Annotated in this window: 17 protein-coding genes and 2 tRNA genes; 4 read left to right on the forward strand and 15 right to left on the reverse strand. The window is 59.2% G+C overall.

Translation table 11 applies throughout. The features are described 5' to 3' along the window. Positions 1-253 precede the first annotated feature (253 nt). The 5 genes from Q5H31_RS00880 to Q5H31_RS00900 form a co-directional block, all read right to left on the reverse strand. A complete protein-coding gene (locus tag Q5H31_RS00880) occupies positions 254-643 on the reverse strand; it encodes a Rid family detoxifying hydrolase (RefSeq protein WP_151908339.1) in 390 nt (129 codons plus the stop codon). Between the two features lie 278 nt (positions 644-921). Further along, a tRNA-Arg gene (locus tag Q5H31_RS00885) sits at positions 922-994 on the reverse strand. A gap of 145 nt (positions 995-1,139) precedes the next feature. Further along, a complete protein-coding gene (locus Q5H31_RS00890) occupies positions 1,140-2,108 on the reverse strand; it encodes a tetratricopeptide repeat protein (protein ID WP_021913582.1) in 969 nt (322 codons plus the stop codon). A gap of 132 nt (positions 2,109-2,240) precedes the next feature. Further along, a complete protein-coding gene (locus tag Q5H31_RS00895; protein ID WP_003809846.1) occupies positions 2,241-3,239 on the reverse strand; it encodes a hypothetical protein in 999 nt (332 codons plus the stop codon). Beyond that, positions 3,239-4,369, reverse strand: coding sequence for a hypothetical protein (locus Q5H31_RS00900; RefSeq protein ID WP_003809847.1), 1,131 nt, complete (start codon positions 4,367-4,369; stop codon positions 3,239-3,241). Before Q5H31_RS00900 ends, Q5H31_RS00895 begins: the two co-directional genes overlap by 1 nt. Before the next feature lie 80 nt (positions 4,370-4,449). On the opposite strand from Q5H31_RS00900, the gene Q5H31_RS00905 reads away from it, so the two are divergent. After that, on the forward strand, positions 4,450-5,406 hold the full coding sequence (locus Q5H31_RS00905) for an FKBP-type peptidyl-prolyl cis-trans isomerase (protein ID WP_172677576.1): 957 nt from the start codon (positions 4,450-4,452) through the stop codon (positions 5,404-5,406). Between the two features lie 48 nt (positions 5,407-5,454). Here Q5H31_RS00905 and nucS read toward each other — a convergent pair whose 3' ends face one another. The 10 genes from nucS to metA all read right to left on the reverse strand — a co-directional run bounded on the left by nucS (position 5,455) and on the right by metA (position 14,761). After that, positions 5,455-6,159: an endonuclease NucS gene (gene nucS / locus Q5H31_RS00910; protein ID WP_034984488.1), complete on the reverse strand. Its 705-nt coding sequence runs from the start codon at positions 6,157-6,159 to the stop codon at positions 5,455-5,457. Between the two features lie 149 nt (positions 6,160-6,308). Then, positions 6,309-6,587, reverse strand: a complete 279-nt coding sequence (locus Q5H31_RS00915; RefSeq protein WP_011743717.1) for a F0F1 ATP synthase subunit epsilon — start codon at positions 6,585-6,587, stop codon at positions 6,309-6,311. Then, positions 6,587-8,071 carry a F0F1 ATP synthase subunit beta gene (gene atpD, locus Q5H31_RS00920; RefSeq protein ID WP_042990591.1) on the reverse strand — a complete coding sequence of 495 codons (1,485 nt, stop codon included), beginning with the start codon at positions 8,069-8,071 and terminating at the stop codon, positions 6,587-6,589. Before atpD ends, Q5H31_RS00915 begins: the two co-directional genes overlap by 1 nt. Before the next feature lie 8 nt (positions 8,072-8,079). Beyond that, complete coding sequence (locus tag Q5H31_RS00925; RefSeq protein WP_070122622.1) at positions 8,080-9,000, reverse strand: F0F1 ATP synthase subunit gamma; 921 nt, start codon at positions 8,998-9,000, stop codon at positions 8,080-8,082. A gap of 3 nt (positions 9,001-9,003) precedes the next feature. Then, positions 9,004-10,632, reverse strand: coding sequence for a F0F1 ATP synthase subunit alpha (atpA, locus tag Q5H31_RS00930; protein WP_003809860.1), 1,629 nt, complete (start codon positions 10,630-10,632; stop codon positions 9,004-9,006). 71 nt (positions 10,633-10,703) lie between these two features. After that, positions 10,704-11,531, reverse strand: a complete 828-nt coding sequence (locus Q5H31_RS00935; RefSeq protein WP_302457384.1) for a F0F1 ATP synthase subunit delta — start codon at positions 11,529-11,531, stop codon at positions 10,704-10,706. A 29-nt stretch (positions 11,532-11,560) separates the two neighbouring features. Continuing rightward, positions 11,561-12,082: a F0F1 ATP synthase subunit B gene (locus tag Q5H31_RS00940; RefSeq protein WP_026646857.1), complete on the reverse strand. Its 522-nt coding sequence runs from the start codon at positions 12,080-12,082 to the stop codon at positions 11,561-11,563. A 59-nt stretch (positions 12,083-12,141) separates the two neighbouring features. Continuing rightward, positions 12,142-12,369, reverse strand: a complete 228-nt coding sequence (atpE, locus tag Q5H31_RS00945) for an ATP synthase F0 subunit C (RefSeq protein ID WP_003809874.1) — start codon at positions 12,367-12,369, stop codon at positions 12,142-12,144. Positions 12,370-12,425: 56 nt separating this feature from the next. Continuing rightward, entirely contained in the window at positions 12,426-13,235 is an 810-nt protein-coding gene (atpB, locus tag Q5H31_RS00950; RefSeq protein ID WP_011743722.1) for a F0F1 ATP synthase subunit A, read from the reverse strand. A 491-nt stretch (positions 13,236-13,726) separates the two neighbouring features. Further along, complete coding sequence (gene metA / locus Q5H31_RS00955) at positions 13,727-14,761, reverse strand: homoserine O-succinyltransferase (protein ID WP_011743723.1); 1,035 nt, start codon at positions 14,759-14,761, stop codon at positions 13,727-13,729. A gap of 195 nt (positions 14,762-14,956) precedes the next feature. On the opposite strand from metA, the gene Q5H31_RS00960 reads away from it, so the two are divergent. The 3 genes from Q5H31_RS00960 (at position 14,957) to Q5H31_RS00970 (ending at position 18,497) form a co-directional block, all read left to right on the forward strand. Beyond that, positions 14,957-15,033: transfer RNA gene (locus tag Q5H31_RS00960), tRNA-Met, on the forward strand. A 272-nt stretch (positions 15,034-15,305) separates the two neighbouring features. Next, the gene (locus Q5H31_RS00965) at positions 15,306-17,564 is read left to right on the forward strand and encodes a maltotransferase domain-containing protein (RefSeq protein ID WP_085382138.1); all 2,259 of its coding nucleotides are present in this window, start codon (positions 15,306-15,308) and stop codon (positions 17,562-17,564) included. Positions 17,565-18,002: 438 nt separating this feature from the next. After that, positions 18,003-18,497, forward strand: a complete 495-nt coding sequence (locus Q5H31_RS00970; protein ID WP_021913572.1) for an inorganic diphosphatase — start codon at positions 18,003-18,005, stop codon at positions 18,495-18,497. Positions 18,498-18,564 lie beyond the last annotated feature (67 nt).

Here is an 18,564-nt window from a genome sequence, read left to right on the forward strand (position 1 = left end):
CCGGCTCCTCTTACGTTTGGTTGGGTACGGCACATAGTTTGGCTGGCCGCACAATCGCAAATACTATACGTCAGATTCACGGCAACGTGCGATGGTCGTCCATAGTTCGCGGAAGTGTGCAGAAGCCCGCGGAAGTCCGTAAAAAAGCGTCAGCCCGCATGCTGGAAAAGCGTGCGGGCCGTTTGATCGCAGGTAGCGGTAGGCAATCGCAGTAATCGCAATGCTTGCGATACCTACGAAACGTGCGAAATGCTCAGAGCGCGGCGATGGCGTCGATCTCGACGAGCGCGCCCTTCGGAATGTCGTTGCCGCCAAAGGCCACGCGGGCCGGCTTGACGGAGCCGATGAAGGTCTGCGCGTACACGTCATCGACCTCATGGAAGTCCTCGACGTTCTTCATGTAGATGGTGGCACGAACCACATGCTCGATGCCGGAGCCGGCGGTGTCGAGGATGTGCTTGATGTTCTTCAGTGCCTGTGCGGCCTGCTCGCCAGCGGTTTCGCCGGACAGTTCGCCGGTGGCCGGGTCGATGCCCAGCTGGCCGGAGACGAACACGAATCCGTTGGCCTTCACGGCCTGGCTGTAGGCGCCGAGTGCTGCCGGGGCTTCGGAGGTGGCCACTGCTTCCAGCTTTTCGCTCATACTGTTCTCCTTTGTCGTAAGGTATGTTGCCGCAAGGTATGTAAACGCGCGCCAAGTATGTGCCAATATGCCCATACATGCGCTATTTGCGTCGCACCTGAAATCATACTTTTCCGATGGGTGGAAGCGGGAAAAACCGTTCACAGAACGATATGGCCGGAGTTGGCACCACACGACGCAGCAGGCACGAAAACGGCGGAATCGCAAGGAAAACCGCGGAAAAATACAACAAACGAGCAACAAAAAAGCTCCAGCCGTTCGACTGGAGCCTTGCCCGGTGGGCTTGATGGGGATCGAACCCACGACCTTCTGTTCCGGAGACAGACGCTCTATCCGCTGAGCTACAAACCCATGCAACGCACTACTGTACACGGTCTGCGCCCGTTTGCGACACGATTCGGCGAAAAACGTGACGCAGACCTTGCAATCGTTGGGAAAGTCAGTACGCGCGCTCAATGCATCAGAGTGCTCGGCGCAACCAGCACGCGCTGCACGCTCAGTACATGAGGGTGGCGAGGCGACGACGTGCGCGCTTCAGACGCTCGTCGGTCGGCTCGGGGATCGTGAAGTATTCGAGCAGACGCTGGCGCACCGGCTCGATGTCGGCCTTGTGGCCCGCCGCCACGAAATCAAGCAGACGGTCGAACGCGTCCTGGATCTGCCCGCCGATCATGTCGATGTCGGCGACGGCAAGCTGCGCGTCCACATCGTCCGGCTTGTCGGCGGCAGCGGCACGCACCACGCGCACGTCCGCATTGGCGGAACGGGCCAGCAGCAGCGCCTTCGCACGTTCGCGGGCGGCGCGCGTATCGTTCGGATCGGCTTCCAAAACCTTCTCGTACGCGGCGGCGGCACCGGCGTAATCGCCCTGCTGTGCCAGCATGTACGCTTCCTGATGTTCCGGCGGCACCTGATCCTGCACACTGCCGGCGGATGCGGAATTGGCCGCGTCGGAGTCCGGATCGCCCGAATACGGAGCGGTGCCGGTCACGCCGGCCTGCTGTGCGGCGGCGATAAGCTTCGGCACGACCACGTCTGTGATCTGCTGCAGTTCCTCGTCGGACGGAAGGCCCTGCAGAATCGGCATCGGACGGCCGCCGATCAACGCGAACAGCGCCGGCGCGCCCTGAATCTGGAACGCCTGTGCGATGGAGGGATTGGATGCGATGTCGATGCGGGACAGCTGGATCTGGCCGTTGAGCTTGTTCACCGCGTCACCCAATGCGCGTGCCATGGCGAACAGACGGTCGTCGGTCGGCACCCACAGGAACAGCAGAATCGGGAACGTGGCGGAGGTCTGCACCATGGCCTGGAACGTGTTCTCCGTGGTGTCGATGACATATCCGCCAGCCGCCGGAGCGCCGCCCGCCTGCCCCGGCTCGGCCTTCACCTGATGCTTGAGCGCTTCCAGATCAACGGCTCCCGCCAATGAAACACCCGGATGGAACGCTTGCTGCTCTGCCATACTTGCCTCCAAAAACACGAAATCGTTGCTGGCACCAACTATAGGTGCCAACAACGATTTCCCGGTTTTCATTCCCACGGATGCGCGATAGGCGGAAAACCGCCGACGATGCGCGTCCAAGGACCCGTCGTTTTACAGCGCTTCGACCTTCACCGGCTGGCGTTCGGAACCGACCGCGGTGATTTTCTGCCCGGAATTCGCCGGCGGAACATACAGCGCGATGACGTTCACATAGCTCGTCTTCATGGTGCTGGTGGCCTTGCCATTGCCGAACAGCGCCTTTTCCGCGTCAGAGGCCGGCTGCGATTCACGGCCAGCGCCGGCGGAACGCGTCCATTCGGAGTTGATCTGCGCCACCACCAGATCGCCGCCGTCCGCGGAACGCATGACGCTGATGGCTCCATTGACCGGTTCGAAGGTCTGCTGCTGCGTGCCTTCGTTAAGCTCCATGGCCTTCTGCACCTGGGCAGTCAGATCGGCAAGCTTCGATCGCAGATCATCATCCGCGAATTTGCTGGCGTACTTGCTGTTCGCCCCGTTCTGCAGCAGGTCCGCATACGCGTCCACCGCCGCTTTCGGCGTCATGACCAGACCGGTGTCCGTAGGCGTTCCCTGCGCGCTGCCGGTTTTGGAGATTTCGAAACTCGGCATCTTCACGCCGGAGAACAGTCGCGCCACACCCCACAGCTTGTAGTTCTGGCGTGCGGAATCCTGCCTGAACACCAGCAGACGCTTGGACTGCTGGTCCTTGGTTGTGGACGTGATGGAGAACACGGACCGTGGCCAGCCGGCATCCGTGGAGATCACGGCCTGGGCCAGATCCGTGGGGATGGTGGTCTTACGGTCAAGATTGCCCGTGGCTTTCGCTACGTTCAGCTCGCTGGTGCGGATGTCCAGTTCCGGACCTTCGAGAATCGTCGGCAACGTATCAGTGTCACGGTTCTGATTGCACTGGTCGAGCGTTTTGAGAATCCTCGTGCGGACCTTTTGCTCCTGCTTGGCGCTCAAGTTCGGCGCATCCTGCCGGGTGGTGGCTTTCGGGGTCGGCAGCTGGCCTTCGCAACCGCACATGCCGACGGCCATTCCCAGCGCGAGCATGGCCGCGATAATCGCCTGACTACGCTTCCTCATCACTGGTCCTCCTCTTGGCCGTCTTCCTGCGTTTCCGTCTGAACCTCCTCTTGGGCAAGACGAGCGAAATACGCGGCAAGCTCATCCTGCGAGATCACGGAAGTCGCCTCGTCGTCAACAGACGATTCGCCTGCCGTCGATTCAAATACGGTCGATTCGGACACAGTCGGCTGGCTTTCCGCAATCGTGTTCTGCTGGTCGGCGACCAGGTTACGTGCCACAGGATCGACGATGACGGGCTGTTGCGTTTCCTCGAACGACGACGTACGACCGCCGGTGCGATGTTCCGCATGGCGACGCCTGCCGTGACGCGACCTGCTCCGTGCCCTGTTGCTGGCGGCGGTTTCGGCGTTCTTCACCCAAGCCGAAACCTCGTTCTCATCGCCTTCGTTGACGCCAACGCCTTCGACCATGGCGAAAGCGCGCTTGTTGCGGCGCTTATGCGGCGGCATGGCGAATACGGAAGCGGAAAGCACGGCGAGAATCGCCAGCAGTCCGCCGGCAAGATACAACGGCATGGCGAAATTCGGCAGGTTACGACGGTCCCAATTCAGAGTGACCGTGTCTCCCTTGCGGTTGCCGAAATCAATCAACGCCACAACATCCTCGGCGTTATTGCTGTTCGATCCTTTGACCTGCATATCAACGGCACCGTCATTGCACTTGATGGTGCGCCACATGTCGGAGTCCTTGAAAGCCACCTGGTTCTGGGAATTGTCCGCGGTTCCCTGCGCGGAGACCTTCATGGTGGAAAGCGTCGTCCAATCGGACAGACCGGAGACGCGCATGTACTTGCTTCCCGCAATCCATCCGGCAACATCGCGCGCGGAACCTATGGCGATGCACACATTGGATTTCTTGTCACGGGATTTGGCCGAAATATTGACGCGGCTGTCTACCAGCTGCAGCACGTTCGGATCGGTGACCACGTATTCCGAACCGTTCACCGGAGCGGCGGCGGTGATCTCATTGTCCGGTTTCCAGACGGTTGAATTCAACACGCCAAACACGACGCATGCGATGGCAAGCAAGCCGAAAATAGGCGTGACGATGCCACGCATGATCTTCGCATGCCGGGTAGGGCCCGTCTCGATCTGCGGCTTCTCTTGTTCTTCCTGCAATACAGTCATAGCTTTTCCATTCTACAGTGTCCGTTTGCACAAGCCTGAAAAAAACATGAAAATCATGCTTTGCCGCTATGGTTGGCCCTATGCGTAAATCACTTCTTTCCAAGGCCGTCACGGCAGTCTGCGCAACGGTCATGTGCCTGGGCGTCACTGCGTGCGGCGGTAATTCCAGCGCGAAATCCGACAAGTCGAACTCGGATTCCTCCTCATCTTCCGAAAAAATCGGCATGCACCAGATCGCCGGCGTGACCGCCAAGGGCGAGCTCGGCAAGAAGCCGACCGTCTCGTTCAAGACGCCGATGACGGTTGAGGACAACAGCTACGTGGTGCTGCAGAAGGGCGACGGAGCCCAGATCGAGGACGGCGACCGCGTCTGCTCGCAGGGCATCGCCATCAGCGTCAAGGATGGTTCCGAACTGGCCAGCACGTGGGAGAAGAACACCCCCGACTGCTCCACCGTAGTCACCTCGGATACCAGCCAGATGACCGAGAACTACTACAAGATCTTCAAGAGCCTCAAGCTCAATTCCACCGTGGCGTTCGGCGTGAACGACTCGAATTCCTCCGGCACCTCGTACCTGATGGTACTCACGCTGGTGTCCAAGTCGAAGGCCCTGAAGAAGGCCACCGGCGAGAAGGTCGCGGGCGTTCCGGCCGACCTGCCGAAAGTGACGCTCGCCAAGGATGGCAAGCCGTCGATCGACATGAATGGCTATAAGGGCTCCGATTCCCTGGTTTCCCAGGACCTCATCAAGGGCAAGGGCGCTGTGGTCAAGGATACGCAGTCCGTGGTGGCGCACTACACCGGCTGGCTGCTTGACGGCACGCAGTTCGATTCCTCGTGGGACCGCGGACAGTCCTCCGCCTTCTCGCTTGACAGCGTGATCAAGGGCTGGAAGCAGGGTCTGGCAGGTCACACGGTCGGTTCCCAGGTGCTGCTGGTGGTGCCGCCGAGCCTCGGCTACGGAAACAAGGATCAGGAGAAGATTCCGGCGAATTCCACGCTGGTCTTCGTGGTCGACATTCTCGCCGCCTACTGATCCAGCCGGTCTAACCGCAAAAAGCCTCCCACCCGGGAGGCTTTTTCATTAGAAGAGTCGTAGAGAGTCGTCTTCGGTGCCCTTCATCTCCTCATAATCGAGAATCAGGCATTTGAAACCGCGGTCCTGCGCGAGCACGCGGGCCTGAGGGGTGATGGTCTGCGCGGCGAAGATGCCGTGCACGGGGGCCAGCAGCGGGTCGCGGTTGAGCAGATCGCAGTAGCGGGTGAGCTGTTCGACGCCGTCGATGCCGCCGTTGCGCTTGATTTCGATGGCCACGTGCTCGCCGTTGCCGTCAATCGCCATGATGTCGACCGGTCCGATGGCTGTCGGGTATTCGCGGCGCACGAGCTTCGCGCCTTTGCCGATGCGTTCGATCTGTTCGGCCAGGTACTTCTGCAGATGGTCTTCGACGCCGTCCTTGATGAGGCCCGGATCCTCGCCGAGGTCGTACGATTCGTCCGAATAGATGTGCTGCAACGTCACTTCCAGCACGTCGTTCGATTTGTCGGCCGACGCGCGGATCACCTTTTGCGGCACTTCAGTATCAACGTCGTCATCGGCGTGGTCGGGGGTGATGTCCCTGATGCTGCATGGCGCGGACATCCAGTTGAGCGGCTTGTATGAGCCGAGTTCGGAGAAGATCAGCAGGCTGTTGTCCGCCTTGATGAGCAGCACGCGCTTGGCGAGCGGCAGGGAGGCGTTCAATCGTCCGGAATATTCGGCAGAGCAGTCAGCAACAATAATTCGCACGAGGCACTACCCTACCATGCGCGTCGCCGTACGTACGGCATACGTATTCGCGGCGGCGGAAAGCCACGTAAAAGACAAAAGCGGCCCGGTAATCGCAATACAAAAACATATTGCGATTACCGGGCCGCCTTACGTCAAGCGGAAACGGCTTATTCGGCGCGCTTCACGTTGGTTCCACGCTCGACCGCGACGGTGAGCTTGTTCGAATCGAAGGAGATGAAGCCGTCAGTCACCTCGAAGGAGAGGCGATTGCCTTCAGGATCCACCACAACGATGGTTCCTTCCTTGATCACGGTCAGCACAGGCTCGTGGTCGGGCAGGATGCCCATTCCGCCTTCGGAGGCAGGAATGGTAACGGACTTCGCCGTGCCGTGCCACACAGGGTGGTCAGCGGCGACGATGTTCACCTGCATAGTCGATCCGGCCATCACGCACCGTATTCCTTCTGCATGTCGTGCCACTTCTTCTCGAGGTCGTCGATGCCGCCGATACCGGAGAATGCCTGCTCCGGAACGTCGTCATACACGCCGTCGCAGATGCGGGTGAATGCTTCGATAGTCTCGTCCGCCGGAACGTAGGAGCCCGGACGGCCGGTGAACTTCTCGGCGACGTAGAAGTTCTGGCCAAGGAACTGCTCGATCTTACGAGCACGGTTCACAGTGGTCTTATCTTCTTCGCCGAGCTCATCGATACCGATCAGGGCGATGATGTCCTGCAGCTCCTTGTTACGCTGCAGAATCGCCTTGACGCGGTTTGCACAGTCGTAGTGCGCCTGACCCACGTAACGCGGATCAAGGATTCGCGAGGTGGAGCTCAGCGGGTCGACTGCCGGGTAGATACCCTTCGAAGCGATGTCACGAGACAGCTCGGTGGTTGCATCCAGGTGGGCGAAGGTCGTCGCAGGAGCCGGGTCGGTGTAATCATCGGCCGGCACGTAGATGGCCTGCAGCGAGGTGATGGAGTGTCCACGGGTCGACGTGATGCGCTCCTGCAGCGCGCCCATCTCATCGGCCAGGTTCGGCTGGTAGCCCACTGCGGACGGCATACGGCCGAGCAGGGTGGACACCTCGGAACCAGCCTGGGTGAAGCGGAAGATGTTGTCGATGAACAGCAGCACGTCCTGGTTCTGCACGTCACGGAAGTACTCTGCCATGGTCAGTGCGGTCAGCGGGACACGCAGACGGGTACCCGGCTGCTCATCCATCTGGCCGAAGACCAGTGCGGTCTTCTCAAGTACGCCAGCTTCGTCCATTTCGCCGATCAGATCGTTACCCTCACGGGTACGTTCGCCGACGCCTGCGAACACGGACACACCGCCGTGGTTCTGAGCCACACGCTGAATCATTTCCTGAATCAGCACGGTCTTGCCGACGCCTGCGCCACCGAACAGACCAATCTTGCCACCCTGCACATACGGGGTCAGCAAATCGATGACCTTGATACCGGTTTCGAACATCTGGGTCTTGGACTCCAGCTGGTCGAATGCCGGCGGGTTACGGTGGATAGGCCAACGTTCGGTAACCTTAACGGTCTCGTCGGCCTTCTTGTTGAGGATGTTGCCGGACACGTCGAATACGTGGCCCTTGGTGACATCGCCAACCGGCACGGAGATCGGGCCGCCGGTGTCATACACGGTGGCGCCACGCACGAGGCCATCGGTCGGCTTCAGAGCGACGGTACGCACGGTGGAATCGCCAAGATGCTGTTCAACCTCAAGGGTGATCTTCTTGGTGGTCTCGCCCTCTTCGTGGACACCGGTGTTGGCCAGTTCAACGGTAAGTGCATTGTAAATGTCGGGCAGGTGGCCCACCGGGAATTCGACGTCGATAACCGATCCCTGGATACGCGTAACGCGTCCAGCGGTCGGCTCTGCAGCCGTCTCGGGAGCCGCTGTGGTCTGATTGTCAGCCATATGCGTTCCTACTCTTCCTTCTTGTTCAGCGCATCAGCGCTGCCGATGATTTCGGTAAGTTCCTGGGTAATCGATGCCTGTCGCGAAGCGTTGAGCTTGCGAGTCAGTTCATCGATCAGGCTGCGAGCGTTGTCTGTAGCCGTGTGCATGGCGTTCTGTCGGCTTGCAGTCTCGGATGCCGCTGCGGTGAGCAGGCATTCATGGATACGGGACTGGATGTACTTCGGCAGAATCGCATCGAGTACTTCGTCAACGCTTGGCTCGAACGCATACAGAGGAGTCGCGGCATCGGCATCGGATTCCGGCACAGGACCGGATTCCGGCTGTTCCGGAAGCACGAGCTCAACGGGTAGCATGCGCAGCACACGCACCTTCTGAACCACCATATTCACGAACTCGGTGAACACAATGTAGAGTTCGGAGACTCCACCTTGGTCCGCCGGCTTCATATAAGCGTCCAACAGTGCCTTCGAGATGGACTCTGCGACTTCCACGCCGGGCTGGTCGGTATCGCCTTCCCAAGTGCCGGCAACCGGACGGTTGCGGTACTTGTAATACGTCACACCGCGACGACCATACACATACAGTTCCGGCTGCTTGCCCTTCTCGTCGAGTCGGGCCAACAGCGATTCCGTTTCGCGGATGATCGAGGAGGTGTACGGACCTGCCATACCACGATCCGAGGTGAGAGCGAGGACAGCCACGCGAGGGTTGTCCTCGTTCTTTTTCACGATCGGATGGTCGATATGGGTATGGGCCACCAGCGCTTGCACGGCGTCGAAAATCGCATCGGTATACGGCTTCGCGTTCAAGGCGACGTCACGTGCCTTGGCGATATGCGAAGACGCGATCATCTCCTGCGCGTTGAAGATTTTCTCCAACGACGCGGTGGAGGCGATCCTAGATTTCAATGCGAGTTGCGAGCCCATGGATCACTTCTCTCCTGCGACGATCTTTTCCTGCTCGACCGGAGTGGTGTGCTTCTCGTCAGGCTTCTTCTCGACCAGCGGCTTGCCCGCGCTGGTCACGAAGGTCTCACGGAACGCTTCCACGGCCTTGTCGAGGGCAGCCTCGGTGTCGGCGGTGAAGTCTTCGGTCTCGCGAATGGTCTTGAGGATATCGGTGTTGTGATCCAGATAATCCAGCATGCCCTTTTCGAACGGCAACACGTCGCTGATTGGCAGGTCATCCATCTTGCCATGGGTGCCGGCCCACACGGACACAACTTCCTGTTCCATCGAATACGGGGAGAACTGCGGCTGCTTCAGGAGCTCGGTCAGGTGGGCACCACGGTTCAGCTGAGCCTTCGAAGCCGCATCCAGATCGGAAGCGAACATGGCGAAGGATTCCAGCGAACGGTACTGCGCCAGCGAGATCTTCAGCGTGCCGGAGACCTTCTTCAAGGCCTTCGTCTGGGCAGCGCCACCGACTCGGGACACGGAGATGCCGACGTCCACAGCAGGACGCTGGTTCGCGTTGAACAGGTCGGACTGCAGGAAGATCTGGCCATCGGTGATGGAAATCACGTTGGTCGGAATGTAGGCGGACACATCGTTCGCCTTGGTCTCGACGATCGGCAGGCCGGTCATCGAGCCGCCGCCGAGGTCATCGGAAACCTTGGCGCAACGTTCGAGCAGACGGGAGTGCAGGTAGAACACATCGCCCGGGTAAGCCTCACGCCCCGGCGGACGACGCAGCAGCAGGGAAATCGAGCGGTAAGCCTCAGCCTGCTTCGACAGATCGTCGAAGACGATGAGCACGTGCTTGCCGTTGTACATCCAGTGCTGTCCGATGGCGGAACCGGTGTACGGTGCGATGTACTTGAAGCCTGCGGAATCGGAAGCCGGGGAGGCCACGATGGTCGTGTACTCCATGGCGCCGGCCTCTTCCAGGGACTGCTTCACCGATGCGATGGTGGAGCCCTTCTGGCCGACGGCCACGTAGATGCAGCGGACCTGCTTCTTCGGGTCTCCGGATTCCCAGTTGCGCTTCTGGTTGATGATCGTATCGATTGCGATAGCGGTCTTACCGGTCTGACGGTCGCCGATGATGAGCTGACGCTGGCCACGGCCGATCGGCGTCATCGCGTCGATGGCCTTCAGGCCGGTGGACAGAGGCTCGTCAACCGGATGACGATGCATAACGTCAGGTGCCTGGGCCTCGAGAATACGACGGCCTTCGGTCTTGATCTCGCCAAGACCGTCAATCGGGTTGCCTAGCGGGTCCACGACGCGGCCAAGGTAGCCGTCGCCGACGGGCACGGAGAGCACTTCGCCGGTACGACGCACTTCCTGGCCTTCCTCGATACCGGTGAAATCGCCGAGGATAACCACGCCGATCTCGCGGGCGTCAAGGTTGAACGCCAGGCCAAGCGTGCCGTCTTCGAAGGTCAGCAGCTCATTGGCCATGCAACCAGGCAGTCCCGTCACGTGCGCAATGCCGTCGCCAGCGGTCGCGACATAACCGACTTCCTGGGTCGGCGTGTCCGACGGCTTGTACGACTCGACGAACTCATCGAGCGCCTTGCGTATCGTGGTGGGATCAATGGTAAGTTCTGCCATGATCACTCCTTATTGTTGTTTTTAAATTCAGTCAAGTCTTGTTTCAGGCTTGTTCACCGTGTGGCGTGCCGTCAGGCGGTCGCCTTCACCGTGCGCTGAAGATGTTGCAGCTGTGCGACCACCGTGTTGTCGGTGACCTCGTCGCCCACCTGGATGCGCATACCACCCAGGACGGTCGGATCGACCACCGAGTTAATGTGCACCGGATGGCCGGTCTTCGCCGAATAGATGGCGACGAGCTTCTTGACCTGCTCCTTGCTCAGTGGCGTTGCCGTGGTGACGGTGACCATCGATTCGCCCATATGACGGGAGAACTTGTTGATCAACCACTGGATGGTCTGCAGATAGCGGCGGTTGCGCAGATTGCAGGTCGCATGCTCGGCCAGACGCTTGGTCACCTTGTCGAAATCCGCGTTGCCGATCAGGCTGTACAGCAGCTTGATACGGGCTTCGGCGGGGACGGTTGCGTCATACAGCTTGCTGCGTACGACCGGAAGGTTGAGCAGTGCGGAATGCAGCTGGGCAAGCTCGATGGAGACCTGCAGAGTAGCATTCGTGTGGTCCGCGTAGTACATCATGCCATCCACACCGAAATCCTCGGTGGCGTTGGCGATGTCGGACACGCGGCTCCAACGGCGGGCCACCAGATCGGACATGATTTCCATCGTCAACGGATGGGCCTCATCTCCAATGAGGGTCTTGACTACCGCAACCTTGTCTTCGACTGGGCGCGACGGGTCGGTGAGGGCACGTTCAAGCTGGATGTTGTGGTCGAGCACGTTGGTGATCGTGAACAGTTCGTTCCCGATACGCCATGTGTCCTCGCCGCTGTCACGCAGCTTGGGGGCCAGCGAGTCACGCGAAACGCGGTCTGCGATACGCGATGCTTCTCCTCGCATTGGTCACCTCCCTTTCTTGAAGGTTTCGATCACTTCTTGTCGCTGTCCAGATCGGCGATCATCTGGTCGATCATCGTCGACTGCACGTCGTCGCTTTCCAGCTTGCTGCCCAGGATCTTGCCGGCCAGTGCCGTTGCCAGCACGCCGACCTCACCCTTCAGGCTCACCAGAGCCTGCTGCTGCTGGGATTCGATGGAACGCTGGGCGGTGGCGGTGATCTGCGCCGCATCAGCCTCGGCACGGGTACGTGCGTCGGCGATGATGTGCGATGCTTCCGCGCGAGCGTCGTCGCGGATCTTGGAAGCCTCGACGCGTGCGTTGCTCAGCTGGGCATCGTACTTCGCCTTGGCTTCGTCGGCATCCTTCTGGGCCTGTTCGGCCTTGGCGATGCCACCTTCGATCTTGGCTGCGCGCTCATCGAACACGGCCTGGAACTTCGGCAGGAAGAACTTGTAGAAGAACACGGCGACGATGATCAGAATGACCAACGACCAGAAAATGTCGTAGCTTTTCGGAAGGAACAGTTCCATCTCGCTAGCTGCGGTCACCATAGTGTCTTCCTCCTTTCACGTTCGTTTGCGTCTTCGGTGTTTACCTTGGGGATCAAGTCTTACTTGATGAAGGCGAGCACGAAGCCGAGCAGTGCCAGCACCTCGACGAATGCCAGGCCCAGGAACATGAGGGTCTGCAGACGGCTGCCGAGCTCAGGCTGGCGAGCGGTGCCTTCGATGGTCTTGCCGATCAGGATGCCCAGACCGATGCCAGGGCCGATGGCGGCGAGGCCGTAGCCAACGACGTTCAGGTTGCCGGCAACCTCAGCGAGGGTAACGATATCCATGATTGTTTCCTTTCTGGTTATTGCTTGACAAGAAGCAACACTTAAAAAGCCGGCGGTCAGTCGATCTCCGGATAGCTCATATTGATGTACGCGGTGGTCAGGATGGCGAAGATGTAAGCCTGCAGGCAGGCGACCAGCGCCTCGAACAGGAACATGAACATGCCAGCCGCGAAGGTGATGATGCCGAACGGCATCATCAGCTTGTTCACCACATCAACGAGGAAGAACTGCGTGGCCGAGAGGCACAACGCAAGGATCAGGTGGCCCGAAACCATGTTGGCGAACAGTCGGATCGTCAACGAGAACGGGCGGATAATCAGCAGCTCAAGCAGCTGAATCGGGGACAGCAGAATATAGATCGGGGCCGGAACGCCCTTCGGGAAGATCTCGTCCCTCAGGAAGTGGCCAAGGCCCTTTTCACGGATGCCGGCAATCCAGTACTGGCAGAAGCACCACATGGCGAACACCAGAGGCAGCGTGATGGACGCGCTTGCCGCGATGTTGAAGCCCGGGATGATGCCGCACAGATTGAAGACCAGCAACGTGCAGAACACGGTGGTGATCATCGGCACATAACGCTTGCCACGCAGCTCGCCCATCACCTGATAGACGATGTTGTCGCGGACAAACTCGATCAGCCATTCGACTGCGCCCTGCCAACGGCCAGGGATGAGCTTTGCACGGCTTGCCGTAATTCCGAGAACCAGCAGCATGATGACGGTCGCAAGAATACGAACGAGGATGATGCGGTTGATGGCGAACGGCGTGCCTTGAAAAACAAACGGATCGGGAAGGAAGTCATTGATGCTCGGCATCTCTGGACCATCGGCGATGGTCATGATGCCCTCTCCCAATGCACTAATCATTCACGCCTCCTGCTCTTGTGTCAGCTGTTAGTCTAGCCCAACAGCTGAGTCGAATGTGACGTTCCGGTTACCAAACCAGAACATCCTTCGGGTTCTATGTTAACGCGCCCATAAACGCGTTCGCATACCAGCCCCGAATGGCTGCAAAGGATTATCAGCCCGCGGCTAGACAACATGCCGCACCGGGAGCTTTCCCCTACTACCGTATAGCGAAAACCGGCGTTTCGCACGTTGCGGGGACTATTAGACACAACCACGGCCGTTGTCGATTCGGCCTATTTCACCCCCATTCACACCAAAATAAACATCGTTTGCAACACTGCTTGATAAAACGTTTTACTTAACATATCGCACCATAATATATGACGGCGAAAATGAAACGATGTCGCAGCAGGCAACAAAAACCGCGCAAAAAGCCCACGACACCGCGTAAAAGCGGCAATCGTGGGACAATCGCCAATACTTGTCAGTACTCGCCGATCTTCGTGAAATCAGCCGCGAATGACACCATATCCATCGTGCGAGAATGGCGTGAATGCGTCGACACGCGGAGAACCGGGCTCGTGCCGGATCGAACGGTCGGTGCCGAGGCGCTTCTCCTCGCGCAGCTGCGGTACTTCGCTCAAATCGTATGGCGTGGTCTGATAGACCCAGTTGAGCCAGTTGCGCCACAGCAGGTTGGCGTGGGCGCGCCAGGCGAACAGCGGTTCGAGCTTCGGATCGTCGTGCGGGAAATAGTTTTCGGGGAACGGCACGTTGGTCATGCCCTTCTTCATATCCCTCTCGTATTCCTCGGCGAGCGTGTACTTGCCGTATTCCCAATGGCCGAGCGCGAACACTTCGGAGAAGTCACGCGTGGCGATGAGCCCCGGGCCGGACTTCGGACCCCACGTGAGCACCTGCAGCTCGGGATTATGGGCGATATCACCCTCGTTGACCCCCGCCAGGCGGGAATGCGGTTGCAGGCAGATCTCGTCGAAACCGTTGGTGAGGAAGCAGTATTCGTCCTGCAGATACTGGGGGAACACTCCGAAGAGCTTCTCCGGCAGCAGCTCCTTGCGCACGCCGTACCGATAGTTGAGCGCGCCCATCGCGCCCCAGCACAGGTACATGGTGGAGAAGACGTGGGTGGATGCCCAGTCGAGAATCTGCTTGAACTCGTCCCAGTAGTCGACCTGCTCGAAATCGAGGTGTTCGACGGGCGCTCCCGTCACCACAAGACCGTCGTAATAGTTGTCTTTGAACGCGTCGAGCGTCTCGTAGAACTTCACCAGATGGTCGGCGCTCACGTGCGTGGCCTCGTGGGTGGAGGTCTTCATGAAGTCGACCTCGACCTGCAGCGGGCTCTTGGAGATCAGACGCAGCAGTTGCGTTTCGGTCTCGATCTTCTTCGGCATGAGGTTCAGGATCACCAGCTTGAGCGGACGCACACGCTGGCGCTCCGCTTCGGGCTTTTCAAGCGCGAAGATGCGCTCGGAGTCGAGAATGTCTCTGGCCGGAAGGCCGCTGGGAATCTTGATAGGCATGTTTCCTATTATGGTGCGGACCCGGATATGGCGTATTCGGCGGTTTTCATCGACGGTCCGCAGCGTTATACGAAAAACGGATAACGCGTTATCGGATATGCGATTTCACTAGCAGCGCAATATGCGACACGCCGATTTGACTTATTAGCCAACATCCGTAAAGTAGTTAGAGCTGCCTCAATGAAGGCAAGCCGACGCGGGGTGGAGCAGCTCGGTAGCTCGCTGGGCTCATAACCCAGAGGTCCATGGTTCAAATCCATGCCCCGCTACCAATTGAAACCGGAAACCTTTTGGTTTCCGGTTTTTTGTTTTCCCCAGGACGTTTCGCTCCTTTTATATAAAGTCCCCATACATATCGAACGCAACCGGCACACACAACGTATGATCATGCCGCCGCAGCCTTCATAATCGAACATAATCGCAAACCATGTATTAAAACGCTTTACCAAAAGTATTTGAAGAAAGTACTTGTAGCCGCATCGCCGTAATCGTTACGAAAAAGGGAAATCACAAAAAGAACACAACTACCTCTATAATCGGCTATATGAATGAAGCAACATCATCAAGCGCGACACCGCGCACAAAGGCAACAGCAAAGACAACAGCCAAGGCAGCGGCCACAAAGACAACGAGGACAGCCGCGAAATCAACCGCAAAGACGACAACTAAAAAACCAACCACCAAGCGCACTTCCAAGCCGAAAACCGCAACGAAGCGAACCGTCGGCGAAACTCCAGCACCTATCATCAACCGCACCAGCCCGGAACAGTTCGGCCGCGTAAACGTTCTTGGCATCACTCCGTCCGCCGAAAACGGCCTGTACCCGGCTCGCGTGGAGCTTGGCGAGGCATTCAAGGTCACCGCGCAGGTGTTCATCGAAGGCCGCACCAAGGCCGGTGCCACCGTGTCCGTGCGCAACACGCGCGGCACCGAGAAGGCCCGCTTCCCCATGACCTGCACCAACCCCGGCCTGGACCGCTGGGAAGCGATGGTCAAGATCGGCGACCACAGCGACCTGAAGCCGTGGGAAGATGGCTATGCCGACGTCAAGAAGCAGCTCGGCGAATGGCACATCGTGGTCGAAGGCTGGGAAGATACGTACGCTTCCTGGCTGCACGACGCGCAAATCAAGGTCGAGGTCGGCGACGATGTGGAGAACGCGCTGGAATCCGGCGCGCAGCTGCTGGAACGTTGGGCTGGCGCACGCGATTCCAAGCTGACCGCCGATGACAAGAAGACGCTGCGCGAAGCCGCGAAGACCGTTGCCGACAAGTCGCTCGACGCGACCGCGCGTCTTGCCGCAGCGACCACCGACGCAATCGCAAGCCTGCATGAAACCAATCCGCTGCGCGACGGCCTGAGCGCGTCGAATCCGCAGCGCTTCCGCGTGGAGCGTCCGAAGTCGAGCTTCGCCGCATGGTACCAGTTCTTCCCGCGTTCCGAAGGCGCGTATTTCGACGCCGACGGCAAGATCGTGCAGGGCACGCTGAAGACGGCGCTGTCCGGCCTCGACCGCGCGAAGGCCGAAGGCTTCGACATCGTGTACCTGCCGCCGATCTTCCCGATTGGCGTGACCAACCGCAAGGGCCGCAACAACACGCTGATTGCCGGACCGCACGATCCGGGCTCCCCGTTCGGCATCGGCTCCGAGCTGGGCGGCCACGACACCGTCGACCCGCTGCTCGGCACCATGGACGATTTCAAGGCGTTCTGCGCGCACGCGCACAAGCTGGGTATCGAAGTGGCGCTCGACTTCGCGCTGCAGTGCTCGCCTGACCACCCGTGGGTCAAACAGCATCCGAACTGGTTCCGCACCAAGCCGGACGGAACGATCGCATTCGCCGAGAATCCGCCGAAGAAGTACCAGGACATCTATCCGATCGATTTCAACGCCGACATGGAAGGCATCGAAGCGGAAACCGAACGCATCATGGACCTGTGGATCAAGGCCGGCGTGACGATCTTCCGCGTGGACAACCCGCATACCAAGCCGGTGCGTTTCTGGCAGGACGTGATCGCCGCCGTGACGAAGAAGCATCCGGAGACGCTGTTCCTGGCCGAGGCGTTCACCCGTCCGGGCATGATGCGCGCGCTGAGCTATGCCGGCTTCACGCAGTCGCACTGCTACTTCCCGTGGCGCAACACCAAGGAGGAGCTTGAGGAGTATTTGGAGGAGACCAACGGCGACGGTGGTTTCTACCAGCACAACACCTTCTGGCCGTCCACGCCGGACATCATGACCGCCTACCTGCGCGACAACGGTATCGCCGGTCACGCGGTGCGCGCGGTGCTCGCCGCGATGGGCTCTCCGAGCTGGGGCATCTACAACGGCTATGAGCTCATCGAGAACAAGCAGCGTCCGGGATTCGAAGAGCAGATCGACAACGAGAAGTACGAAGTCAAGGTGCGCGATTGGGACGAGGCCGACAAGTACGGCATCTCCGAGCTGCTCACCTCGCTCAACAAAATCCGTTCCGAGCATCCGGCATGCCGCAGCTACCACAACCTGCACGTCCTGCCGAGCGACGATGCGGGCGTGGTGGCGTTCCTGCGCCAGACCCCGGCCGAGCTTACCGGTACCGGCAAGCCGGATACGGTGATCGTGGTGGTGAACCTCGACGGCCACAACACGCACCAGTCCATCGTGCACATCGAACTGCCCGACTTCGGTTTCGCCACCGACAAGCCGCTCAAGGTGCGCGACGAGCTGACCGGACGCGAGTTCGATTGGGGCTGGGACAACTACGTCTCACTGGCACCGTGGGCCGACGTGGCGCACGTGCTGACGGTGGTCGAGGACTGAGTGAGTTTGGGTGCTAGGCACTCTGCCTAGCACCCAGCCAGCACAAAACACATAGATCAAGGGCGGGTTGAAGACGTTTCTCACGTTTTCAACCCGGCTTTGTGCACTCCGTAGGTGGTTTTTTTGATTCCGTAGGTGCTCTCCGGTCAATCCACGCAAACAGAATGGCTGAAATCAAGCCTTTTTGCCGCAGGGATACCAGAGCCAACCACCTACGGAAGAGCAAAACCACCTACGGAATTGTTCTTCCAACGTTCCAAGGCAGGATAGTCAATCACAATCGGCCAAAAAGATGTTGACCAGCGAGCGCATCACGCCTTATCTCCCCAGCACTGAGCACCATTCATATAGGTATCCGGAAAATGGTGCCGACATGGCGTGAAAGCGGGTATCCTAAGTAACGAACTACTGCTGATCATATCGATCAAGGAGAAAACAATGGCAGAAACCTTCAACGTCGTGGTGGAGATCCCGCGCGGTTCCAAGAACAAGTACGAAGTGGACCACGAGACCGGTCGCGTGTTCCTGGACCGCACCCTGTTCACCTCCATGGGCTACCCGGATGACTACGGCTACATCGACGGCACCCTGGGCGAGGACGGCGATCCGCTCGACGCTCTCGTCATGATCCCGAACTCCGTGTTCCCGGGCTGCGTGGTGGAATGCCGCGCCGTCGGCCTGTACCACATGGTCGACGAGGCTGGCGGAGATGACAAGGTGCTGTGCGTGCCGGCTGATGTACGTTTCGACGACATCAAGGATGTCGAAGACGTTTCCGAGTACCACAAGGCTGAAATCAAGCACTTCTTCGAGCAGTACAAGGCTCTGGAGCCGGGCAAGGAAGTCCTGCCGGGCGATTACTGGACTGGCGCCGCCAAGGCCGAGGAGGAAATCGTCGCAGCCCGCAAGCGCCTCGCTGATAGCGAGAAGTGATCGCTTCTCCCCTTTTTATGTCAAAGCCCACTGCCCCCGACAGTGGGCTTTTTCTCTTTTCCAGCCA

It is taken from the genome of uncultured Bifidobacterium sp., from assembly GCF_959020155.1.
Taxonomy (GTDB): domain Bacteria; phylum Actinomycetota; class Actinomycetes; order Actinomycetales; family Bifidobacteriaceae; genus Bifidobacterium.